Raw genomic sequence first — 22178 nt, forward strand, 5'->3', positions numbered from 1 at the left:
TTTACTTGTTCCTGAAATCGTCCAGTCGGTTTTCGCGCAGCGCCAGCACCAGCTCGCGTTTGCGGATCTTAGCAGCCTCGACCGGCATGGTGTCGATGAAGTGGACGGCGCGCGGGGCCTTGTAGGCAGCAAGGCTCTCGCGGCAGTAGCGGATCAATTCTTCCGCCGTCACATCCTGGCCCTCGGCCTTGACGACCACCGCGACAGGGATTTCGCCCTTGCTCTCGTCTGGCGCGCCGACCACCGCGCACATCGCAACCGCAGGATGTTTGTAGAGCAATGCCTCGATCTCCAGCGGATAGACATTGTGGCCGCCGGCGATGATGACGTCCTTCTTGCGGTCGACGATGAACAGGTAGCCGTCCTCGTCGACATAACCGAGGTCGCCCGACTTCCAGCCGCCATTGCCGAAGGCCTCGGCAGACGCCTTGTCGTCCATCCAGTAGCCCTGGGCGACGCAATCGCCTGAAATGATGACCTCGCCGATTTCGCCCTGCGGCACGACACTGCCTTGGTCGTCGACGATAGAGATGCGCGAGCTGCCGACCGGAAGGCCGGCCGAGCCAGGCTTGCGAATACCCGCAGTCGGTTCCATGACGTTCTGGCCGCTGGTTTCGGTCGAGCCGTAAACTTGCGTGACGCGGGCGCCCGACAACTCCTCGAAACGGCGGATGACCGGCTGGGGCACCGGCGAGCCGCCCGTGGTGCAGATGCGCAGCGACGACAGATCGTGCTTGGCCGGATCGACCTCGTTGACCATGTAGACATACATGGTCGGCGTGCCGCCGAAATAGGTCGCCTTGTATTCGCCGATTTCGCAAAGCACACGCTGGGTATCCCAGCGCTCGTGCAGGACGATGGTGCCACCGGTGTACAGGCAGAGGTTGAGCGTCACGGTCAGGCCGAAATTGGTGAACAGCGGCACGGCGCAGAGATAGACTTCCTCGGCAAAGCGCGTGCGGTGCGACACCATCATGTCGCGCAGTGTCGAGCACTGGTTGAACTGCGATTGCGCGGCACCCTTGGGCGCGCCGGTCGTGCCGGAGGTGAAGAACAGGGCACAGATGTCGTCGATGTGGCAGGCAACGTCTTCGAACGTCGCGGGCGCTGTGGCCATCAGCGAGGTGAGGTCGTCGGTGCTGCCGTCGCCCGAGACGACAAGGCAATGGGCGAGATCGGCAAACTCGGCCCTGATCTCGGAAAAATAGGACCAGGTCGAACTGTCAGCGACGAGCGCCTTCATGCCGGTCTGGGCAACGATCTTGCGCAGCTCGGCGTGGCGGAACATGGCGCTGAGCGGGGCCGGGATCGCGCCGAGGCGCTGACAGGCCCAGAAGCCGATCGCCATCATCGGCGTGCTCGGCAGATAGAGCCCGACGCGGTCACCCTTGGCCACGCCGCGCGCCTGGAGCACATTTGCCAGCTGTGCCGTCAGTTCGGCGAAGCGCGCATAGGTGATCGTCTCCTTGTCGGTGACGATGAAATTTCGCTCGCCGATCAGCCGTGCGTTCCGCGCCAGCACCTGGCTCAGGATTTCCATGCTCGTATTTCCTGCAGTCGAAATTGGGATTCCGTGGCGACTAGAGAACTTGCCCGCGGAAGCGGGCATCGTCTGCACAGACTAAGCCAGTCCGGGCGCGCCGGTCATGAAATCAGGATGCCGCCGTCGATAGGCAACTGGTGACCGGTCATCTTCCGCGATTCGTCCGAGGCCAGGTACAGCGCTGCGTTGGCGACATCGATGGGTTCGGCGATACCGAGCAGATAGGCGTCGAACTGCGCCTTGAGATGCGGCTCGCGCTCGAAGAAGCCCAGCACACGGTCAGTGGCGACCGCGCCCGGCACCAGCACGTTGACGCGGATGTTGTCTTTGGCGAATTCCACCGCCATCGAGCGGGTGAGCGAGATGACGCCACCCTTGGCCGCCGAATAGGCGTCGCGGTTGGGGATGCCCATGGCGCCGACGATCGACGAGCAATTGATGATCGAGCCGCCGCCAGACTGCTGCATCAGGGGAATCGCGTTGCGGCAGCAGACCCAGGTGCCGAACAGGTCGAGCTTGATGCAGCGCCAGAACTCCTCGAACGGCGCAACCGTCACCGGGCCGTCGGCTGAACTCGAGCCACCGGCGTTGTTGTAGAGCACGTCGAGCCGACCCCAGCTTTCCATCACGAGCCTGAACGCAGCCTCGACGCTGTCAGGCTCGGTGACGTCTGTCTCGACATAGAGTGCTGTGCCTCCGGATGCATTGATGGAGGAGGCAATGGCCTCGCCTTTGTCGCGGCTGCGGCCGGCCACCGCCACCTTGGCACCTTCACGTGCAAAGAGCCGCGCCGCAGCCTCGCCAATGCCGCCGGTCGCGCCTGAAATGAATGCCACTTTGCCTGCAAGACGGGCCATGATGATCTCCTCGAAACGGTACCCGCGAACCTGCGCGCCCGGGCGCCTTCAACATCGTCCGAAGGGACTAAGATTGCCGGACATTTCAGCGGCTTGGCGGCCAAAATGCCTGCAGCCTTGTGACTAGTCCCATCAGACGATGTTAGCGGTCTGCCCCTGTCCCATTCCTTGCTTCGATTGAAGAAATTGGTAGTGCCGAAATGGCAGCAACAAGCGGCGTATCGAAATGAAGGCAGTGATCTGCAAGGAGTTCGCCCCGAGGGCGCAGCTCAGGATCGAAGAGGTCCCTGAACCGGTGGTGAAACCGGGCCAGGTGGTGATCCGCATCGAGGCATGCGGCATCAACTTCTTCGACGGTCTGATGGTCGAGGGCAAGTATCAAACCAAGCCCGAGCTACCCTTCACGCCTGGCAGCGAAGCCGCCGGCGTCATCATCGCGGTCGGCGATGGTGTCGAGCGCCTGAAGGTTGGGGCGCGCGTGTTGGCCTTTGCCGGCATCGGTGGCTATGGCGAGCAGGTCGCGGTCGATGCCTGGAAGGTGTTTCCGATCCCCGCCGAGATGAGCTTCGTCGAAGCCGCCGGCTTCCTCATCACCTATGCCACATCGCACCATGCGCTCAAGGATCGTGCGCAGATCAAGCCGGGCGAAACGCTGCTGGTTCTCGGCGCTGCCGGCGGCGTCGGGCTGACAGCGGTCGAGCTCGGCAAGCAGATGGGGGCGCGGGTCATTGCTGCCGCCTCCAGCGACGAGAAGTTGGCGCTATGCCGCGAATACGGGGCCGACGAGACGATCAACTATTCGACCGAGGATCTTCGCCAGCGGCTCAAGGAACTGACGGACGGGCAGGGCGTCGACGTGGTCTATGATCCTGTCGGTGGCACCATGACGGAAACGGCGGTGCGCGGTCTGGCACTTTTCGGTCGTTTGCTGGTGATCGGCTTTGCCGCCGGCGACATCCCCAAGATTGCGCTCAACCTTTTGCTGCTCAAGCAGTCGGCTTTGATCGGCGTGTTCTGGGGCGCCTATGCACGCTCGGCGCCGGAGAAGAATGCCGAGAATATCGCCGAGCTGATGGACTGGTTCGCCAAGGGCAAGCTCAGGCCGCATATCTCGGCCGAATATCCGCTCGATCGCTTCGCCGAAGCGCTCGACGTCGTCATGGACCGCGCCGTCAAAGGCAAGGTCGTGCTGGTGACGGGCAATTCAGGACATAGCAAGGAAGGAGTGCCGGCATGACCGAGCTGCTCGCAAGGACCGTTTCGGTCGCAAAGCAAGGCAACATTCTGGTCGCGTCGGTCGACAACCCTCCCGTCAACGCGCTGTCGCATTCGGTCCGGTCCGGGCTGATCGAGGCAGTGAAGGCACTGGAAAGCGATGCCGAGGCGCGCGCCATGGTCATCGTCTGCGAAGGTCGCACTTTTATCGCCGGCGCCGATATCCACGAGTTCAAGAAACCGATGGTGGCGCCGTTGCTGGGAGAGGTTATCGATACGCTCGACGCTGCAACCAAGCCCATAGTCGCCGCCATCCATGGCACCGCACTCGGCGGCGGCCTTGAAATTGGGCTTGCCTGCAGCTACCGCATCGCCCTCGAAGGCTCGAAAGTCGGCCTGCCGGAAGTCAAGCTCGGCATCCTGCCGGGTTCGGGCGGCACGGTTCGACTGCCGCGCCTTGCCGGTGTCGAGCAGGCGCTGGCGATGATCAGCGAAGGTGGCCAGATTTCGGCGCGCGACGCCCTGGAAAAGGGCATCGTCGACGAAGTCGTTTCGGGTGACCTCAAGGCTGCAGCAATCGCCTTCACGGGGAAGGTGATTGCCGACGGCGCCAGGCTGCGCCGTACCAGCGACCTGCCTGTGCCGGCATTCGACGCTGCCGTCCTGGAGACCAGCCGCGCCGCATTGGCCAAGAAATACAAAGGCTTCAAGGCACCTCTTGTTGCGGTTGATCTGATCAAGATGGTCACCGAAACGCCGGTCGCCGAGGCCATCGCGCTCGAATACAAGACCTGCAAAGAGCTGCTGGTCTCGCCGCAGTCCAAGGCGCTGCGCCACATCTTCGCCGCTGAGCGCGAGGCGCTGAAGATCGACGGCGTCGACGCCGAAGTGAAGCCGCGTGACGTGAGCAAGGTCGCTATCGTCGGGCCGGGTACCATGGGTCGGGGCATCGCCGCCTGCTTCCTCAATATTGGCATTCCGGTGACGTTGATCGGCATCACGGATGAAGGCCTGGCCTCCGCGGTCAAGGCCATCGGCAAGATCTATGAAGGCAGCGTCAAGCGCGGCAGCCTGTCGACCGAAGAGATGGAGCGCCGCATGGCGCTGCTGACGCCGACGACGTCCTATGACGGCATTGGCGACGTCGACCTGGTGATTGAGGCGGTGACCGAAGACATGGCGGTCAAGAAGGACGTGCTCGCCAAGCTCGATGCCGTGCTGCGCAACGACGCCATCATCGCCACCAACACGTCCTTCCTCGACATCGAGGAGCTGGCCGGGTCGTCGGTGAACCCGGCGCGCGTCGCCGGCATGCATTTCTTCAATCCGGCCAATGTCATGAAGCTGCTTGAGAATGTGCGGGCAGCCAGGACCGCCGCCGATGTCCTGGCGACCACTACCGCATTGGGCAAGCGCCTCGGCAAGGTGCCTGTGATGGTCGGGCGCTCCGAAGGTTTCGTCGCCAATCGCATGCTCTCCAAGCGCACGCGTGAGGCTCAGTTTCTGCTCGAGGACGGTGCGACGCCGCAACAGGTCGACCGCGTGCTAACCGCCTTCGGCTTCCCAATTGGCCCGTTCGCGTTGGCCGATCTCGCCGGCATGGACATCATGGCGGCAGCACGGGCCGCGCGGGTCGCCCGCATGTCGCCGCGCGAGCAGCAGTGCAACATCGTCGACAGGCTGGTCGCAGCCGGCCGGCTCGGCCAGAAGTCGGGCGCGGGCTACTACGTCTATGACGAGAACCGCAAGGCATCGAACGACCCCGCCGTTGACGAGTTGCTCGACGCGCACCGCAAGGAACGTGGTTTCACCGCGCGCGCCATCACCGACGACGAAATCCTCGAACGCTGCCTGTTTGCCATGGTGAACGAGGCGGCCAGGATCCTCGACGAGGGTGCGGCGGCACGGCCTGGCGACATCGACGTCATCTGGACCAATGGCTTCGGCTTCCCGACCTATCTGGGCGGCCCGATGTTCTATGCCGACCAGGTCGGCCTGCCGAAGGTCAAGGCGGCGCTCGACAAATATGCGGGCCTCGTGGGCGACCAATACTTCAAGCCGGCTGCGCTGATCGAGCGGCTGGTTGCCGAGGGCAGGGGCTTCTACGGCTGAGCCCGTATCCCTGCCGAAACAAAATTAAGAACAGACGGACTAGGATGCTATGAACAAGGAAATGGACCTGAAAGCGGTCGTCGCCCAGCTACGCGATGGCATGACGATCGGCTTTGGCGGTTGGGGGCCCAGGCGTAAGCCGATGGCGCTGGTGCGCGAGATTCTGCGCTCGGACCTCAAGAATCTGACGCTGGTCGCCTATGGCGGTCCGGAAATCGGCATGCTGTGTGCTGCGGGCAAGGTCAAGAAACTGATCTACGGCTTCGTCTCGCTCGATGCGATGCCGATCGAGCCCTACTTCCGCAAGGCGCGCGAAGCAGGTGCGGTCGAAGTCTCCGAGCTCGACGAGGGCCTGCTGCTGCTCGGGCTGCAGGCTGCCGGCCACAATCTGCCCTTTGCGGCGACCCGCGTCGGCCTCGGTTCCGACGTCATGAAATACAACCCGCACTTCAAGACGATCAAGTCGCCTTATGACGATGGCGAAGTGCTGCTGGCGATGCCCGCGATCAAGCTCGACGTGGCGCTTATCCATGCCAGCCGCGCCGACCGACTGGGCAACACCCAGACCGATGGCCCGGACCCGTTCTTCGATAGCCTGTTCGCCCGCGCAGCCGACAAGGTGTTCGTTACCACCGAAGTGCTGGTCGACCGCATCGACGCCGAATATTCGGACAGGGCCAAGCAGCAGCTGTTCGAACGCTGCCTTGTCACCGGCGTGGTCCCGGCACCGATGGGCGCGCATCCGACGGCTGCGCATGACGCCTATGGCTGGGATATGGGTCACCTCAAGGACTACGCCGCATCGGCGGGCGAAGAGGGCGGCTGGCAGCGCTATTTCGACCAATATGTGAAGGGCGACGAGGCCAGCTACGCCAAGAGCGTTGGCGGCGAAACCAAGATCCGCGCCCTGCCGCTCCCCATTTTCTGATCGGACACGACATGACGACTGCAAAAGAATTCACTCTTGCCGAACTGATCGTAGCTGTCGGTGCACAGGCCTGGGCAGCCGATGGCGAGGTTCTCGCTACCGGCATCGGCCCGCTTCCGCGCCTCGCCGCCGGCCTTGCCAAGCTCACCTGCGCGCCCGGCATCATGATGACGGACGGCGAGGCTTACCTCGTCGAAGACCCGATTCCGCTCGGACCGCGCGGCGACTACAAGCCGAAGCTTTCCGGATGGATGCCATACAGCCGTGTGTTCGACAGCGTCTGGAGCGGCCGTCGGCATGCCATGGTGACTCCAGTGCAGGTCGACCGCTACGGTCAGGGCAACATCTCCGCACTTGGCGGCGAGTTCCAGAAGCCGAAGGTTGCCATGCTTGGCGTCCGCGGCTTCCCCGGCAACTCGATCTGCCACAAGAACTCGATGTTCCTGCCCAGCCACTCCAAGCGCACTTTCGTCGAAGGTGAGGTCGATGTGGTGGCGAGCGTCGGCTACAACGCCAAGAATTGGCCGGAAGGCGCCAAGCCCGCCGACGTCAAGCTCGGCGTGGTCATCACCGACCTCTGCGTGTTCGACTTCAACGGTCCTGATCATGCGGCCCAGGTGCTGTCGCTGCATCCTGGCGTCACCTTCGAGCAGGTGCAGGACGCCACCGGCTTCCCGCTGCTGCGCGCCGAAGGCATGACCACCACCGCGGCGCCGACAGAGGAACAGATGGCGATCATCGCCAAGCTCGACCCGCACAATGTCCGCGCCACCGTGCTGAAGGGCAACCCTCCCGGCGTCCGCGCGGCGTGACGACATCGCCGCCGGCAGTTGTTTGCCGGCGGCTCCTTCCTGGAATGGCAGTGGCGGACGCAAGATGGACTTCGAATACAGCGACAAGACAAAAAGCCTGCTCGGGCGGCTCAATGCCTTCATGGACGAGCATGTCTATCCCAATGAACGCCGCTATCACGAAGAGGTCGAAGCCGACCGCTGGGGCCATCCGCCTGTCCTCGAAGAATTGAAGGCCAAGGCCAAGGCAGTCGGGCTGTGGAACCTGTTTCTGCCGGACTCCTCCCACGGCGCAGGCCTGACCAACACAGAATATGCCCCGCTCTGCGAGGTCATGGGACGGGTGCACTTCTCGTCGCAGATATTCAACTGTTCGGCGCCCGACACCGGCAATATCGAGACCATCGAGCGCTACGGCACCGAGGCGCAGAAGGCGCGCTGGCTGCCTGCTATGCTCGACGGTTCGATCCGCTCTGCTTTCGCCATGACCGAGCCCGATGTCGCATCGAGCGACGCGACCAACATCCAGAGTTCGATCGTCCGCGACGGCGACGACTACGTCATCAATGGTCGCAAGTGGTGGATATCAGGCGTCGGCGACCGCCACTGCGAATTGCTGATCTTCATGGGTAAGACCGATCCAGGTGCTGCTAAGCACCAGCAGCAGTCGATGATCCTGGTGCCGATGGACACGCCAGGCATCAAGGTGCTGAGGCCGATGACCGTGTTCGGTTATGACGACGCGCCGCACGGCCACATGGACATGCTGTTCGAAAACGTTCGGGTACCGGCAACCAACATGCTTCTGGGCGAAGGCCGCGGCTTCGAGATCGCGCAAGGCCGCCTCGGGCCTGGCCGCATCCACCACTGCATGCGGCTGATCGGCCTGGCCGAGCGCTGCCTGGAACTGATGTGCCGGCGGGTCAAGAGCCGCGTCGCCTTCGGTCGGCCGATCGGCGAACAGTCGGTTACGCTCGAGCGCATCGCCGAATCCCGCATCATGATCGACCAGGCCAGGCTTCTGACGCTGAAGGCTGCCTATATGATGGACACCGTCGGCAACAAGGCAGCGCGCGCCGAGATCGGCATGATCAAGGTGGCGGCGCCGAACATGGCCTGCAAGGTCATCGACTGGGCGATCCAGGCGCATGGGGCTGCCGGCGTTTCGCAGGACTTCGTGCTCGCCAACTACTATGCGCATGCCCGCAAGCTGCGCTTCGCCGACGGTCCAGACGAGGTGCACCGCAACCAGATCGGGCGCTTCGAACTCGCCAAATACTTGGACTGACCGGGGAGGGCGCGCCATGGATGCCAGCCGCTTCGTCGGTACCGAGCCGCTCGCCGCAGACAGCAAGATCGACGTCGCGCGGCTGCATGCCTACCTCAAGGCCAACATCGACGGCTGCGGGGGTGCGCTGACTGTCGAGCGCTTCCGCGGCGGCCAGTCCAACCCAACGATGTTGTTGTCCTTCGACGGCAAGCGCAAGCTAGTGCTTCGAAAGAAGCCCGACGGCAAGCTGTTGCCGTCGGCACATGCCGTCGACCGTGAGTTCCGTGTCATCAGCGCGCTGCGCGACAGCGACGTGCCGGTCGCCGGGGCACGGCTGATCTGTGGCGACGAGAGCATCGTCGGCGCCATGTTCTACGTCATGGATTTCGTCGAGGGTCGTTCGTTCTGGGCGCCTGCCTTGCCCGAGCAATCGCCTGCAGAACGCAAGGCCATCTATCTCGAGATGAACCGCGTCGCAGCCGCTCTCCACACCACGGACTACAACGCTGTCGGGCTCGAGGATTTCGGCAAGCCGGGAGACTATGTGGCGCGCCAGGTGGCGCGGTGGTCCAAGCAGTATCGGGCGTCGGAGACCGAAACCATCGAGGCGATGGACCGGCTTATCGAATGGCTGCCCGGCAACATTCCGCCTGAAACACGGACATCGCTGATCCATGGCGATTTCCGCATCGACAACATGATCTTCCATCCGACCGAACCATGCGTGCTGGCTGTCGTCGACTGGGAGCTGTCGACGCTGGGCGAACCGATGGCCGACTTTGCCTATCACATGCTGACATGGCGCCTGCCAAACCAGCCCTATCGCGGCCTGGCCGACCTCGACATTACGGAACTTGGCATTCCCGACGAGCGCAGCTACCGCGACACCTACCTCAAGGCGACTGGGCAGGAAGGCGTTCCGGACCGCCATTGGTACGCCTATCTAGCCTATAGCCTGTTCCGCGTCGCAGGCATTCGCCAAGGCATCATGAAACGTGTGGTCGATGGCAATGCGGTGAGCGCGCATGCCCGCGAAGCCGGGGCGCTGGCGCGACCGGTCGCCGAATTCGGCTGGCACTACGCCGAACTGGCAATGAAATCATAAGGGAGGATGGACATGAGCGGACTGTATCCGGCCGAGGGAGCAGCCATCGTCATCGGTGGCAGCGGTGGCGTCGGCGCCGAGATCTGCCGCGTTCTGGCGCGCGACGGCTGTGACGTGGCGCTGACTTATCACAGCAACCAGGCCAAGGCGGAAGCTGCTGCGGAATCGGTCCGCGCCGAGGGGCGCAAGGCGTCCACCCACAAGCTCAACATCGAGGACGTCGAGGCAACCCGCGCCTTCATCGACGGCGTGGCGGAAGCCAATGGCGGCATCCATACCGTCGTCTATGCGGCCGGGCCGCTGGTGCCGCTCATCCACCTCAGCAAGATTGAACCGGAACAGATGCGCAAGCACCTGATGCAGGACGCCTTCGGCTTCTTCAACGTCGTCCATTACGCCATTCCGCATCTGCGCAAGGCGCGCGGCTCTGTCGTCGCCTGCCAGAGCTCGGCGCAGTACCGCTTTGCCGCGGCCGACGGCCTTTCCGTCGTGCCGAAGTCGGCGGTGCATGCGCTGATGAAGGGCATCGCCAAGGAAGAGGGGCGCTACGGCATCCGATCCAATGGCGTGGCGCTCGGCATCATCGAGACCGGCCAGCACACCGAGCTCAGCAAACTCGGCTACATCGACGACAAGTACATGCAGGCGGCGGCCATGAACACGCCGCTGCGCCGCAACGGCAAGGCGATCGACATTGCCGAGGCCGTGTCGTTCCTGGCCTCCAGCCGTGCCGGCTTCATCTCTGGCGAGGTCATCAATGTCGATGGCGGTTATCACGTCTGACCGCTTCTGCTGCGCGGGCTACATTGCCTGCGCCGTTGCCTCTTGCGCATCGGGCTTTGGCAAACGAAGCGTATCGCGGACCCGCCGTTAGTCTTTTCAGACGATGTTCGGCCGCCCCGTCGCTCCTAGCAAGTAGTTGGAAAACTTCGGTTCCAGGCACTTCGCAGCAGAAAATGTCCTGCGCGTTGGCCGTCTGGTTCCCTGCCGAAAACAACTGTTCTGGAGCAGTCCTTTGCGTGAAGCCGTCATCGTTTCCGTTGCCCGCACCCCAATCGGCAAAGCCTTTCGTGGCGCCTTCAACGACACCGAGGCGCCGGCGCTGTCGGGCCATGCGGTGCGCGAGGCGGTCATTCGCGCCGGCATCGCCCCCGATGCCGTCGAGGACGTCATCATGGGTTGCTCGGCCCAGCAGGGCACACAAGGCTACAATATCGGCCGCCTGACCGCCGCTGCCGCAGGCCTGCCCGACAGCGTGCCGGGCATGTCGATCGATCGCATGTGCTCGTCGGGTCTGATGGCTGTGTCGATCGCGGCCAAGCAGATCATCGTCGACGGTATGGAGACGATCGTTGCCGGTGGCGTCGAATCGATCAGCCTGACCCAGAACAAGCACAAGAACAGCTACCGCTCGCGTTCTCAGGCGGTGACCTCGCAGTGGCCGCACATGTACCTTACGATGATCGAGACCGCCGAGATCGTCGCCAGGAAATACGGCATCAGCCGCGAGGCCCAGGACGAGTTCTCGCTCGCCAGCCAGTTGCGCACCGCTGCTGCCCACCAGGCCGGCCGCTTCGATGACGAGATCGTGCCGATGGCGTCGCGCAAGATGGTGGTCAACAAGGACACTAATGAGACCAGCTTCCAGGATGTGACGCTGGAGCAGGACGAAGGTTTCCGTGCCGACACCAATCTGGAAGGTCTGGCCAAGTTGAAGCCGGTCTTCGCCGATGGCGAGGTAATAAAGACTGGCGAGTACGTGACCGCCGGCAACTCGTCGCAGCTGTCGGACGGCGCGGCCGCATTGGTGGTCATGGAAGCCAAGCGCGCCGAGCAGCTCGGCCTCAAGCCACTTGGCGCCTATCGCGGCATGACGGTTGCCGGTTGCGCGCCTGAAGAGATGGGCATCGGGCCGATCTTCGCCGTACCGAAACTTCTTCAGAAGCACGGCCTCAAGGTCGACGACATCGGTCTGTGGGAACTCAACGAAGCCTTCGCCAGCCAGGCCGTCTACTGCCGCGACACGCTTGGCATCGATCCGGAAAAACTCAACGTCAACGGTGGCGCCATTGCCGTCGGCCACCCGTTCGGAATGACCGGCGCGCGCACGGCCGGCCATGTGCTGATCGAAGGCCGTCGCCGCGGCGTGAAATACGGCGTCGTCACGATGTGCGTTGGCGGCGGCATGGGCGCTGCCGGCCTCTTCGAAATCTTCAACTGATCGCACAGTTTCGAGGCATAGAAGCATTCTGGCGCGCCCTGATGGACGCGCAGCGCTGCTTGGGGAGGGGACGATGACCGCAGACCATCTCGGATTTGCACAAGGCTTGAAGCCCATTCTGGGGCCAGCCACACAGCTTGGTTTCGTCGTCCGCGATATCGAGAAGGCAATGCAACACTGGATCGACGTCTTCGGCGTCGGTCCCTTCATCTTCATGGAACGCGGCGTCAGCCAGCCGGTCAGCACAACCTGGCATCGCGGCCAGCCTGTCGAGGTCGAGCTGCGGCTCGCCTTCGGCTACATGGGCGACGTGCAGATCGAGCTGATCGAGCAGACCAACGACGCCTCGTCTCCCTACACGGATTTCCTGGCGGCCGGTCGCGAAGGCCTGCAGCATCTGGGCTTCTGGGTGCACGACCATGCCGAGGCGACCTCTCGCGTCGAGGCTGCCGGCTATGAGCGCGACTACGAGATCCGAGTCGCCGGCCAGGACCAGTCGATCCTCTATTATCGCTCGCCTGATCTCTACGGACCGATGCTGGAGATCGTGCCGCCGATGTGGCGCCGTTCGCGGAAGGCGGTGCTCGACCACATCCGCGCCTACACCGGTGCCGATCCGATCATTCGTTTCGACACCTATAGCGCCTTCATTCAGCACGCCGGCGTCAAGTTCGACTGATTTCGAGGAAACTGCTGTAAGACGCGACTGTCCGGTGACAGGCGGCCGTTTCTATTTGACCAGCTTTTCCAGCTCGTCGATCTGCTGACGCAGGCCCGAAATGGTCTGGCGCACGGCTTCGGCATCACGCGGCTGGTCGTGATGAGCACGCAGGCCGGCAAGTGCCATGTCGGCGATGATCTCGCCGATCTCCTGAGGTGTCTTGGCGCCCGCAGGCGAATACCAGCGTGAGGTCCAGTTGGCCATGCCGATCACCGCAAAGGCGGTAACCTTCGGATCGACGGTGCGGAACTCGCCTGACTTGATGCCGTCGGAGATGCAGCGCACGTAGAAATCATAGATGTGACGGCGGCCCTGGTTGTAGAGCGGACCGAGCGCCTCGGGGATCTGGGTTTCGAGCCGCGACAGCAGGATGAAGCGCGAGCCGGAAGACAGGCGGCGGACGATGCCGTCGACGATGGCGCGGCGCAGCCGCTCGGACGCCGACAGGCCAGGTTCGGCCATCAGCTCCTGCAGACGGTGCGACGGGGTCAGCGCTTCCGACTCGACGAGTGCCGCAAGCATTTCTTCCTTGTTGCGGAAGTAGTGGTAGACAGCCGAGCGGCCGAGGCCGAGCGCCTGGGCAATGTCGTTGATGCTGGTCTGGACATAACCCTTGCTGTCGAACAGCTCGGCGGCAATGTCGATCAGTTGCTCGCGCACCAACTCCTTGCGCGGATTGGTCGATGCGCGGGCCGAGCCGTCGCGATCGAGATACTCGGCGCCTGCGCCGCCATCCATCTGTGCCATACGCGCCATCCTGCTCAAGTCAGCAACTCCACGCTTTGGATAGTCGACGCTGCGCTCGACAACCGGGGGTCGAATCGCCCAAAGCCCAGGCTACTGGCGGGATCGAATATAATACGGTTCGCGTTTCTGTAAGCCCGCCGCGATGCAGGTTTTTTGTGTTCACACGCCGCTGTCATGGACTGCTTCGCCGACCTCGCAGGAGATCGGCTGATAGAGCGGGGCGCCGAACAGCGGCCGCCGCGATTCGGGCAGACGTCCATCGGCATCGGTGACGCCGTAACGGCTCGCGAGTTCGGTCGAATAGAAGGTGCCGCCGCTGAGCGTCATGGCATCACCGGCAGCATGGATCGCCGCCAGCACGCGACCGATGAAGAACGGTGTCTCGATATGCGGCAGGTTGCCGGCATTGTCGCCGACGACGCCACCCGCGGCGATGCCGGCAAGCGTGCGCTCAGTGCCGATCAGGCCCGGCCACAGTGAAATCGCGGCGACGTCGAAGGGGCGCAACTCATGCGCCATGTCATGGGCCAGCTTGTCCTGGCCGGCCTTGCCGACGCCATAAGGCAAGGCGTGGCGGTAGATCTTGCCGCCGGGGCCGGAGGTGTTGGCGATCAGGCCGCAACGCTGGCGGACCATGATGGGAGCCGCAAAATGGCTCGCCGCATAACTCGAGCGCAGGCCGACATCGATCATGTCGCGCCAGAGCGACAGGGGACGCTCCCAGAAATTGCCGTCAGGTACGGCCCAGTCGGGCATGGCGAAGGCGTTGTTGACGAGCAGGTCGAGACGACCTTGCTCGGCGTCGACGCGTTTGAACAGCGCTTCCGTCTTGAAATCGTCGAGGTGATCGCAAATGGCAACGATGCCCTTGCCCCCGGCCTGGTCGACCAGTTCTGCGGTGTCGCGTACGGTTCCGCCCCATGGGCCGACGGCCTGCCGGTCGCTGCGGCCGGTGCAATAGACGGTGAAGCCCGCTTCACCGAGTGCTATGGCGATGCCGCGGCCAAGCCCCCGGCTGGCGCCAGTGACGACGGCGACCGGCCTGTTTTTCATGCTGCTCAATGTGGCTTCCTCTGATAGCCGAGGCCGAGCGGCTGCTGGTTGGCGGCCAGAGTACCGGCGAAAGCAGCGGCAACCGCCTCGTAGCTCCAGTCGCCTTCCAGCACCGGGTCGGCGATCAGCGGATGGGTGACGAAGGACAGTTGCTTGCCGGCAATGCGGACGACCTGGCCGTTGATCTTTTCGGCAGCGTCGGAGAGCAGGAAGCTGACGACAGGCGCATTGACGTCGGTGTCGGGCAGGGCAGCATAATGCACCTCGCGGCTTGCCGCCTGTTCGGCCATCAGCGCCTTGTTCTGGGCAGCCATCGCGGTTTCGGCCAGCGGCGACAGCGCGTTGACGCGCAGGCCCGTGCCGCGCAGCTCCATGGCCCAGCTATAGGTAAGGGAAGCCACGCCGCCCTTGGTCGCGCCATAGCCACCAAGAGCGACGTCACCGGCTTGCGAGCCCGAGGCAACATTGATGATCGAGCCACCCCTGCCGGCGGCGAGCATGCGTCGCGCCGCATGGCTGGCGCAGGCGGCGGTGCCGACGAGATTGATCTCGACCATGCGGCGCATGTCCGCCTCGGTGAGATCGAGAATCTTGCCGATCCTGAGGATGCCGGCATTGTTGACGATGCCGGTGATGGCACCGAAAGCGTCGATGCAGGCGTCGATGAGCTGCTGTGCATAGCTCCAGGACGAGATGTCACCAGCATGCGCGACAGCCTTGCCGCCAGATGCCACGATCGATTCGGCCGTCGATTGCGCGGCCTCGGCGTCGATGTCGTTGACGACGACCGCGGCGCCAAGGCCGGCTGCATGGCGCGCATAGGCCGAGCCCAGCCCTGATCCGGCGCCGGTGATGACCACCGACTTGCCCTGAAGTATATTCATTTCGTGTCCTCCCGGCCGGTCACCATGGATGGACCGGCACAGGCTGGCATCCCACGTTCGGACGATGCCAGCGCGGGGCGCTTTCTTGGGCCTGAGACCGGCTGCAACCTCGTCAGGCCTTGCCTTTCACCCCGTTCGACAACAGTTCGCGTGCCTCAGGCTGACCGTTGAGCAGGCGGTTGATGCGGTTGCGGACGCGCCAGCCCTCAGGCGTGCGCACCAGTTCCCAACGGTTGGCGCTGGCGCGTTCGACGCGCCAGTGATCGCCCTGGTTGAGGTAGACACGCGAGTAGCCCGTCGCCACGGCGGTGTCTCCGTCAACCGTGACATACGGCATGCTCAGCACATGGGCGCAGCCGTCGGCGACGTAATGGATGTGCGGCTCGATGTTGACCAGCGACCCGACCTTTTCGGCGCCAACGAGCGGGTCTCTGCCGAAATCATAGACGCCGTCCTCGGCCCAGAGCGACGTGGTGACGCTGCCGGTACGGCTGTCGACCGATGGGCCGTAGGTGGCAATCAACTGGTAGATGGCAAGCTGGTCCTCCAGTCCTGCAATACGCGCCTCGAGCGCGGCAAATCTCGCCTCGATTTCAGACATTTCCTTCCTCCTCAGTCATAGCAAGCCATAGCTGCCGCATGCAGTGCATCCGCCATCGTTCGTTTGGAGGATGAAGACGCTTTCATCTGACGCGACGGTGGCCGGACATCAGGGGAGGATAGGATGGACCTTGCAGATCGGATCGCTGCCGAGCACGAATGCGCCAAGCTGGTGCAGCGCTATTGCGTGCTTGTCGACGACTACAGGCACGAGGAACTGGTCGCGCTTTGGGCGCCTGACGGCTTGTGGGAAACCTGGAAGGGGCCACTCAGGGGCCATGCAAAAATGCGCGCCTATCTCGACGCCAAGGCGCAGACCGACACCACCATCCACATGGCGCACAACATCGTCATCGACGTGATCGATGCCGACAATGCGCGTGGGGTAGCGACTTTCACCTATCATGGAACGAGTCGCGACGATCCAAAAGCGACGTTGCCACGCGTCGTCGGGCGCTATTTCGACCGCTTCGTCCGCACCCCCGATGGCTGGCGCTTCGCCCACAGGCGCACCGACATGACCTTCCGTGCCAGCTGAAAAAGACCGCGACTCAATTGAAATGAAGAGACAGACATGACTGACACCTCGCTCGCCGGCATGGCCAACTCCCTGCTCGGCAAGGTCACCCTGATCAGCGGCGGCGGTGCCGGCATCGGACGTGCCATCGCGCTGGCCTTGGGGCGCTGCGGGGCCGTTATCGTGGTGGCGGAGAAGGACAAGGGCCGTGCCGACAAGGTGCGTGCCGAACTTGATGCGGCAGGTGTCTGCAACATCGTCGTCTGCGCCGACGTGACCAATGCGGATGCCGTCGACCAAGTGGTCGCGCTGGTCAGAGACGGTTTTGGTCGGCTCGACGTGCTGGTCAATAATGTCGGCGACTTCCTCGGCGTCCACAAGCCGTTCGCCGAGACGACGCGGGTCGAATGGAATGCGCTTTACGGCGTCAACCTCGAACACATCTTCCTGGTGACGCATGCGGCGCTGCCTTTGCTGCGCCAGGGTGAGAACGCCAGCATTATCAACATCTCAACCATCGAAGCCTTCCGCGGCATTCCCAATTTCGCCGTCTACAGCGCCTTCAAGACCGCCATCACCGGTTTCACCAAGAGCCTGGCGCTCGAACTCGCGCCTGAAAACATCAGGGTCAACGCGATCGCACCGGAGACGACGGAGACCGAGCAGATCCAGATCCTGAATTGGATCCCCGAGGAGCACCAGCACATGGTCAAGCGCTGGATGCCGCTTGGACGTTACGGCCAGCCTGATGATGCGGCGGGTGCCGCCCTCTTCCTGGCCTCGCCACTGTCGAGCTGGATTACCGGCACGACCATCAATCTCGACGGTGGCGCGCTCGCCGCGGGCGGATGGCGACAGACAGCGGATGGCACGTGGACGAACCGTCCCGTCATCACCGGACACGCCCACAAGGGTTGATCTCAGCGCGCCGGCATTGCGGCCGGCACGTTCTTCACGACGTTCAGCCGACTGTCTGGGCGCCGTCGACCACGAGCACGGCGCCGGTGACGAAACAGGCTTCGTCGGAGGTCAGATAGGCGAAGGCGCTGGCAACATCCTCGGGCTCGCCGCTTTCCTTGCCGGCGAGCTTGGGCGGCTTGACCATGATGTCGGGGTCCTGGTCTTCGATCGGTTGCAGGCCGGTGCCGATTTCGGTGCGGATGCGGCCGGGGCAGATGGCGTTGAAGCGGACGCCCTTGGGCGCATATTCCGTCGCCAGCGATTTGGTCATGGCGATGATGCCGGCCTTGGAGGCGGCATAGGCTGCGGCATAGGCGATGCCCTGCAGGCCGGCGGTCGAGGCCGTCGATACGACATTACCACGCGAGGCGATGAGCGCCGGCAGCGCCTGATGCACGATATGGAAGACACTTTCGAGGTTTATGCCGAACACCAGCGACCAGTCGTCGCCGGTCTGGTTGGCGAAATGATCGCGTCGGTAGATGCCGGCATTGTTGATCAGGCTGTCGAGGCGGCCATGCATCGCCAGCGCTTCATCGACCATCCGGCGCGCCGAGGTCTTGTCGGCGGCGTCATAGGCAAGCGCGTCGGCTTGGACGCCGTATTGCTCGACAGCCGTGGCACAGACCTGCCTTGCGCCTTCGAAATTGCGGTCGGCGAGGATCAGTGTTGCCCCCTCGGAGCCCAGGCGGAGTGCGGTGGCGCGACCGATGCCGGATGCCGCGCCGGTGACCAGCACCACCTTGTTGTCGAAACGCTTGAGCCCCATAGTCGCCTCCAGTGCAATGCGCGACCGCTTCGCGCCGGCCGTCTCAGCCGAGTAGACTAGGGCGGGCCAAGCGCCAGCATCCCACATTTGGACGATGTTGCTGGCGCTGGCCGGTGGCATCCGGCATGAAGCGCTTTCGTCAGCGCCCAGGTGCAACAGCGCCACTCAATCCGTGTCCGACAGGTCCGCATGCTCGAATTCACATCAGACCAGCAGATGATCCGCGAGGAGGCCCAGCGCTTCTTGCGTGAAAAGTCTTCCTCCGAAGCGATCAGGCGGGTCGTCGACGCCGGCGCGAGCCATGACGCCGAGCTGTGGGCCAGCATTTCGCGGGAGCTCGGCTGGTGCGCGATGGCGATTTCGGAAGAGTTGGGCGGGTTGGGGCTCGGCGCCATCGAAGTGGTGATCCTGATGGAACTCACAGGTGCGCGACTTGCCTGCGTGCCGTTCTGGTCGACGGTGTGCCTGGCGGCACCGCTCCTGCAGTCGGCCGGAAGCGTGGCGGCCAAGGCGAAATATCTTGGCGCCATAGCCGCGGGCGAAATGGCCGTGACCGTCGCCTATGCCGATCTTTCAGTGGCCGATCCGGCGGCGACGGTTGCGGTCAAAGCTGTCAGGACCGACGGTGGCTACAGGCTGGACGGCAAGGTTGCGCAGGTCATCGACCTTGAGGTGGCCGATGTCGTGCTGGTACCGGCTGCACTGGAAGACGGCACTACGGCGCTGTTTGCGCTGTCGCGCAACGCTGGCCAGGCCGTCACGCCGCTCAAGGTGCTCGACGGGACGCGTCCGACTGCCGCGCTCGAACTTGCGCTGGAGGTTCCCGCCGACAGCCGTATCGACGATGCCGGCGTCAGCGCCGATCAATTCCGGCAGGCCCTGGCCTTCGCCAATCTCGGCCTTGCTGGGGAACAGCTGGGTGCGGCACAGGGCGCGCTGGACGCGACGCTCGCCTATGTCGCCGAACGCGTCCAGTTCGGTCGCACCATCGCCTCGTTCCAGGCGATCAAGCATCGTTGCGCCGAGCTGGTGGTCGACATTGCCGAGACACGCTCGCTGGTCTTTGGAGCAGCCATGGGGCTGGGCTCCTCCGACGCAGCTGAGAGCGCACTGGAGATTGCGGGAGCACGTGTGCTTGCCTCCGACCTGCAGTTTCGTGCCGCCGAGGAGGCGATTCAACTGCATGGCGGCGTCGGCTTCACCTGGGAATACGACCCGCATCTCTATTTCAAGCGCGCCCAGGCGAGTGCTGCACTGCTCGGAGCGCGGGAAGCTCACCTCGACAGCATCGCCGCATCAGTCTTCGGCGACGGAGGCGCGAAATGAGTGACCTGAACGCCTTCCGCACTGAGGTGCGCGAGTGGATGGCAAGCCATCTTACCGGTAAGTTCACCGAGCTGAAGTATCGCGGCGGCTCGGGCGAGGGCGATGCGCTGCCTGAACTGCGCAAGGAATGGGAGCGCGAACTCGCCGCCGGCCGCTGGACCTGCCCGGGCTGGCCTGCCGAATACGGCGGCCGGGGACTGTCCGTCGCCGAACAGGTTGCGTTCCAGGAAGAGTACAGCCGCGCCGGCGGACCCGGCCGGATGGGCCATATCGGCGAAGGCCTGATGGGGCCGACGCTGATCGCCTTCGGCACGGAAGAACAGAAGAAACGCTTCCTGCCCGGCATCCTCAGCGGCACCGAATTCTGGTGCCAGGGCTATTCCGAGCCGAGCGCCGGCTCCGACTTCGGCAACATCAAGACCCGTGCCAAGCTCGACCCTGTAACAGGCGACTGGATCGTGTCGGGGCAGAAGGTCTGGACCTCGCTCGCGCACCTGTCCGACTGGATTTTCGTCGTGGCGCGGTGCGAGGAGGGCTCGATCGGCCGCAATGGCTTGATCTTCCTGCTGATGCCGCTTTCCCAGCCGGGCGTCGAAATTCATCCGATCAAGCAGATCGGTGGCGGCGCCGAGTTCAATTCGGTGTTCTTCGATGGCGCGCGCGCCAAGGCTGATGACGTTGTCGGACAGCCTGGCGACGGTTGGAAGATAGCGATGGCCCTGCTCGGCTTCGAGCGCGGCATCTCGACACTCGGCCAGCAGATGAGCTTCCAGCAGGAGCTCGACCTGATCGTCGAAATCGCCAGGGAGAACGGTTCCAGCCGCTCGCCCGCCATCCGCCAGCGTGTCGCCTATGCCTGGACCGGCCTGCGCGCCATGCGCTATCTCGCCATGCGCGTGCTGAGCGATGACCAGTCGCCGGAAACGCGCCGCGAGGCGCTGACCTACAAGTACCAGTGGTCGAACTGGCACCGCGACCTTGGCCGCCTGGCCATGGACGTGCTGAAGATGGACGCCAATGTCGTGTCAGACGATCCGCGCTGCGAACGCCTGCAGCAGATGTTCCTGTTTGCGCGCGCCGACACAATCTACGGCGGCACCAACGAAATCCAACTCAACATCATTGCCGAGCAAGGACTTGGCATGCCCAGGGAGCCGCGCGGCAAGCTGTAAGGCAAGGACGCGCCTGGGCCAGGGAGGAATTTGGCATGGGCATTCGGGAGGCAGACCCTGCGGAAGTTGCGGCACGCGAGGCGCTGCGACGCTTGGTGACAGCCTATTCACGCGCCGTCGACCGGCGCGACTTCAAGCTCTTGCGCAGCCTCTATGACGATGAGGCCTTCGAGGAGCATGGCGACATGTTCGTGGGCGGGCCGGACGAATACATGGCCTTCGTCGAGAAGGCATTGTCCAACTACGCCGCGACCGCGCACTACGTTGTCAACACCAGCTTCGAGATCGATGGCGATCGCGCCGAGGGCGAGGTCTACAAGATCAACTATCATCGCACCCACGGCCCCGACGCCCATGAGGTGATCACCGGCAGCCGCAGCCTCGACCGCTACAGGCGCGACGACGGCGAATGGCGCTTCCTCGGACGCGCGATCACGCTCGACTGGTCGACAAGGCGTCCGGTTGATGCAGAAGCCTACAAGGATTTCGCAGCCGGCAGTCCGCTCGGCCGGCCAGGATCCGACGACCTGTCCTACCAGGTCCTGACGCTTTTCGGCCGACATGGCTGAGGCCCACATCCGTTCGAGACCAGCATTTCCGCAGGAAGGGAAAACATGACTGACCAGAGACAATTCACCGGCAAGATTGCCGTGGTGACCGGCGCCGGCAACGGCATCGGACGTGCCGCGGCGATCGCCTACGCCCAGGAGGGCGCCGATGTGGCTATCCTCGACCGCGAGGCTGAAGCGTTGGCCGAGACCGCCGAACTGGTGCGCGCTCACAAGGTCAAGGCGCTGCCCCTGGTCGGTGATATGATGGACCAGGAGGTGGTGACCGACAGCTTCGCCCGCATAAAGCGCGAACTTGGCCCGGTCGACATCCTGCTCAACAACATCGGCCAGACCGCACGTGAGAATTACTCGGAGTTCTGGCAGGCCAAGCCCGAAACACTGCAGTTCGTGGTCGGCGTGTCGCTGATGACCACGCTGACCTGCACGCGCCAGGTGGTCGAGGACATGCGTGAGCGCCGCTCGGGCAAGATCGTCTCGATCTCGTCGGACTCGGCGATGAACGGCGATATCGGCACTGTCGACTATGCCTCGGCCAAGGCCGGCGTGCTCGGCTTCACCCGCGCGCTCGCCCGCGAACTCGGGCCGTTCAAGGTCAACGTCAATGCTGTCTGCCCCGGCCCGACCAATACGCGCGCCATGCAGCGCATCCCCAAGGATGCCTATGAACGTGCCAGGAACATGATCCCGCTCGGTGAACTCAGCGAGCCGGAAGACATTGCAAATGCTGTTATTTTCCTGTCGAGCGAAAAGTCGCGCTTCATCACCGGCCAGACCTTGATGGTCAACGGCGGACGCGTCTTCTACTGATCGTTTTC

The 22178-nt window shown here is 63.7% G+C and carries 22 protein-coding genes; 15 read left to right on the forward strand and 7 right to left on the reverse strand.

The window, feature by feature from the left end; all coding sequences use genetic code 11:
* Position 1: 1 nt before the first annotated feature.
* Both DY201_RS15625 and DY201_RS15630 read right to left on the reverse strand, forming a co-directional pair.
* A complete protein-coding gene (locus DY201_RS15625; protein WP_115731988.1) occupies positions 2 to 1540 on the reverse strand; it encodes a class I adenylate-forming enzyme family protein in 1539 nt (512 codons plus the stop codon).
* 104 nt (positions 1541 to 1644) lie between these two features.
* Positions 1645 to 2400 carry an SDR family NAD(P)-dependent oxidoreductase gene (locus tag DY201_RS15630; protein WP_115731989.1) on the reverse strand — a complete coding sequence of 252 codons (756 nt, stop codon included), beginning with the start codon at positions 2398 to 2400 and terminating at the stop codon, positions 1645 to 1647.
* A gap of 226 nt (positions 2401 to 2626) precedes the next feature.
* Between DY201_RS15630 and DY201_RS15635 the strand changes: the two genes are divergently transcribed.
* From DY201_RS15635 to DY201_RS15675, 9 genes are all read left to right on the forward strand, one after another.
* Positions 2627 to 3637, forward strand: a complete 1011-nt coding sequence (locus DY201_RS15635; RefSeq protein WP_115731990.1) for an NADPH:quinone oxidoreductase family protein — start codon at positions 2627 to 2629, stop codon at positions 3635 to 3637.
* Positions 3634 to 5727 (forward strand): 3-hydroxyacyl-CoA dehydrogenase NAD-binding domain-containing protein, encoded by a 2094-nt coding sequence (locus tag DY201_RS15640; RefSeq protein ID WP_115731991.1) that lies wholly within the window; start codon positions 3634 to 3636, stop codon positions 5725 to 5727. Before DY201_RS15635 ends, DY201_RS15640 begins: the two co-directional genes overlap by 4 nt.
* Before the next feature lie 49 nt (positions 5728 to 5776).
* Positions 5777 to 6655, forward strand: a complete 879-nt coding sequence (locus tag DY201_RS15645) for a CoA transferase subunit A (RefSeq protein ID WP_115731992.1) — start codon at positions 5777 to 5779, stop codon at positions 6653 to 6655.
* Positions 6656 to 6666: 11 nt separating this feature from the next.
* Positions 6667 to 7467 carry a CoA-transferase subunit beta gene (locus DY201_RS15650; RefSeq protein ID WP_115731993.1) on the forward strand — a complete coding sequence of 267 codons (801 nt, stop codon included), beginning with the start codon at positions 6667 to 6669 and terminating at the stop codon, positions 7465 to 7467.
* A 64-nt stretch (positions 7468 to 7531) separates the two neighbouring features.
* Positions 7532 to 8734 (forward strand): acyl-CoA dehydrogenase family protein, encoded by a 1203-nt coding sequence (locus tag DY201_RS15655; protein ID WP_115731994.1) that lies wholly within the window; start codon positions 7532 to 7534, stop codon positions 8732 to 8734.
* Between the two features lie 16 nt (positions 8735 to 8750).
* Positions 8751 to 9821, forward strand: coding sequence for a phosphotransferase (locus DY201_RS15660; protein ID WP_115731995.1), 1071 nt, complete (start codon positions 8751 to 8753; stop codon positions 9819 to 9821).
* 12 nt (positions 9822 to 9833) lie between these two features.
* Positions 9834 to 10604 carry an SDR family NAD(P)-dependent oxidoreductase gene (locus DY201_RS15665; RefSeq protein ID WP_245432011.1) on the forward strand — a complete coding sequence of 257 codons (771 nt, stop codon included), beginning with the start codon at positions 9834 to 9836 and terminating at the stop codon, positions 10602 to 10604.
* 232 nt (positions 10605 to 10836) lie between these two features.
* Positions 10837 to 12042: an acetyl-CoA C-acyltransferase gene (locus DY201_RS15670; protein WP_115731997.1), complete on the forward strand. Its 1206-nt coding sequence runs from the start codon at positions 10837 to 10839 to the stop codon at positions 12040 to 12042.
* Between the two features lie 73 nt (positions 12043 to 12115).
* Positions 12116 to 12721 (forward strand): VOC family protein, encoded by a 606-nt coding sequence (locus DY201_RS15675; RefSeq protein ID WP_115731998.1) that lies wholly within the window; start codon positions 12116 to 12118, stop codon positions 12719 to 12721.
* A gap of 51 nt (positions 12722 to 12772) precedes the next feature.
* On the opposite strand, the gene DY201_RS15680 is transcribed toward DY201_RS15675, so the two are convergent.
* The 4 genes from DY201_RS15680 to DY201_RS15695 all read right to left on the reverse strand — a co-directional run bounded on the left by DY201_RS15680 (position 12773) and on the right by DY201_RS15695 (position 16048).
* Complete coding sequence (locus DY201_RS15680; protein ID WP_245432012.1) at positions 12773 to 13510, reverse strand: TetR/AcrR family transcriptional regulator; 738 nt, start codon at positions 13508 to 13510, stop codon at positions 12773 to 12775.
* Positions 13511 to 13669: 159 nt separating this feature from the next.
* On the reverse strand, positions 13670 to 14563 hold the full coding sequence (locus DY201_RS15685) for an SDR family NAD(P)-dependent oxidoreductase (protein ID WP_115732000.1): 894 nt from the start codon (positions 14561 to 14563) through the stop codon (positions 13670 to 13672).
* A gap of 5 nt (positions 14564 to 14568) precedes the next feature.
* On the reverse strand, positions 14569 to 15447 hold the full coding sequence (locus DY201_RS15690) for an SDR family NAD(P)-dependent oxidoreductase (protein WP_115732001.1): 879 nt from the start codon (positions 15445 to 15447) through the stop codon (positions 14569 to 14571).
* 112 nt (positions 15448 to 15559) lie between these two features.
* The gene (locus tag DY201_RS15695) at positions 15560 to 16048 is read right to left on the reverse strand and encodes a nuclear transport factor 2 family protein (RefSeq protein WP_115732002.1); all 489 of its coding nucleotides are present in this window, start codon (positions 16046 to 16048) and stop codon (positions 15560 to 15562) included.
* A gap of 123 nt (positions 16049 to 16171) precedes the next feature.
* Between DY201_RS15695 and DY201_RS15700 the strand changes: the two genes are divergently transcribed.
* Positions 16172 to 16585, forward strand: a complete 414-nt coding sequence (locus DY201_RS15700) for a nuclear transport factor 2 family protein (RefSeq protein ID WP_115732003.1) — start codon at positions 16172 to 16174, stop codon at positions 16583 to 16585.
* Between the two features lie 36 nt (positions 16586 to 16621).
* The gene (locus DY201_RS15705) at positions 16622 to 17482 is read left to right on the forward strand and encodes an SDR family NAD(P)-dependent oxidoreductase (protein ID WP_245432013.1); all 861 of its coding nucleotides are present in this window, start codon (positions 16622 to 16624) and stop codon (positions 17480 to 17482) included.
* Between the two features lie 43 nt (positions 17483 to 17525).
* On the opposite strand, the gene DY201_RS15710 is transcribed toward DY201_RS15705, so the two are convergent.
* Entirely contained in the window at positions 17526 to 18293 is a 768-nt protein-coding gene (locus DY201_RS15710; RefSeq protein WP_115733823.1) for an SDR family NAD(P)-dependent oxidoreductase, read from the reverse strand.
* 189 nt (positions 18294 to 18482) lie between these two features.
* Between DY201_RS15710 and DY201_RS15715 the strand changes: the two genes are divergently transcribed.
* Genes DY201_RS15715 through DY201_RS15730 form a run of 4 tightly spaced genes read left to right on the forward strand, consistent with a single transcriptional unit; the run spans position 18483 to position 22170 of the window.
* Positions 18483 to 19619: an acyl-CoA dehydrogenase family protein gene (locus tag DY201_RS15715; RefSeq protein WP_115732004.1), complete on the forward strand. Its 1137-nt coding sequence runs from the start codon at positions 18483 to 18485 to the stop codon at positions 19617 to 19619.
* Positions 19616 to 20791: an acyl-CoA dehydrogenase family protein gene (locus DY201_RS15720; RefSeq protein ID WP_115732005.1), complete on the forward strand. Its 1176-nt coding sequence runs from the start codon at positions 19616 to 19618 to the stop codon at positions 20789 to 20791. Before DY201_RS15715 ends, DY201_RS15720 begins: the two co-directional genes overlap by 4 nt.
* A gap of 35 nt (positions 20792 to 20826) precedes the next feature.
* Positions 20827 to 21360 carry a nuclear transport factor 2 family protein gene (locus DY201_RS15725; RefSeq protein ID WP_115732006.1) on the forward strand — a complete coding sequence of 178 codons (534 nt, stop codon included), beginning with the start codon at positions 20827 to 20829 and terminating at the stop codon, positions 21358 to 21360.
* Between the two features lie 45 nt (positions 21361 to 21405).
* Complete coding sequence (locus DY201_RS15730) at positions 21406 to 22170, forward strand: SDR family NAD(P)-dependent oxidoreductase (RefSeq protein WP_115732007.1); 765 nt, start codon at positions 21406 to 21408, stop codon at positions 22168 to 22170.
* Positions 22171 to 22178 lie beyond the last annotated feature (8 nt).

Origin of the sequence: Aminobacter aminovorans (assembly GCF_900445235.1) — a bacterium.
Lineage (GTDB): Bacteria > Pseudomonadota > Alphaproteobacteria > Rhizobiales > Rhizobiaceae > Aminobacter > Aminobacter aminovorans.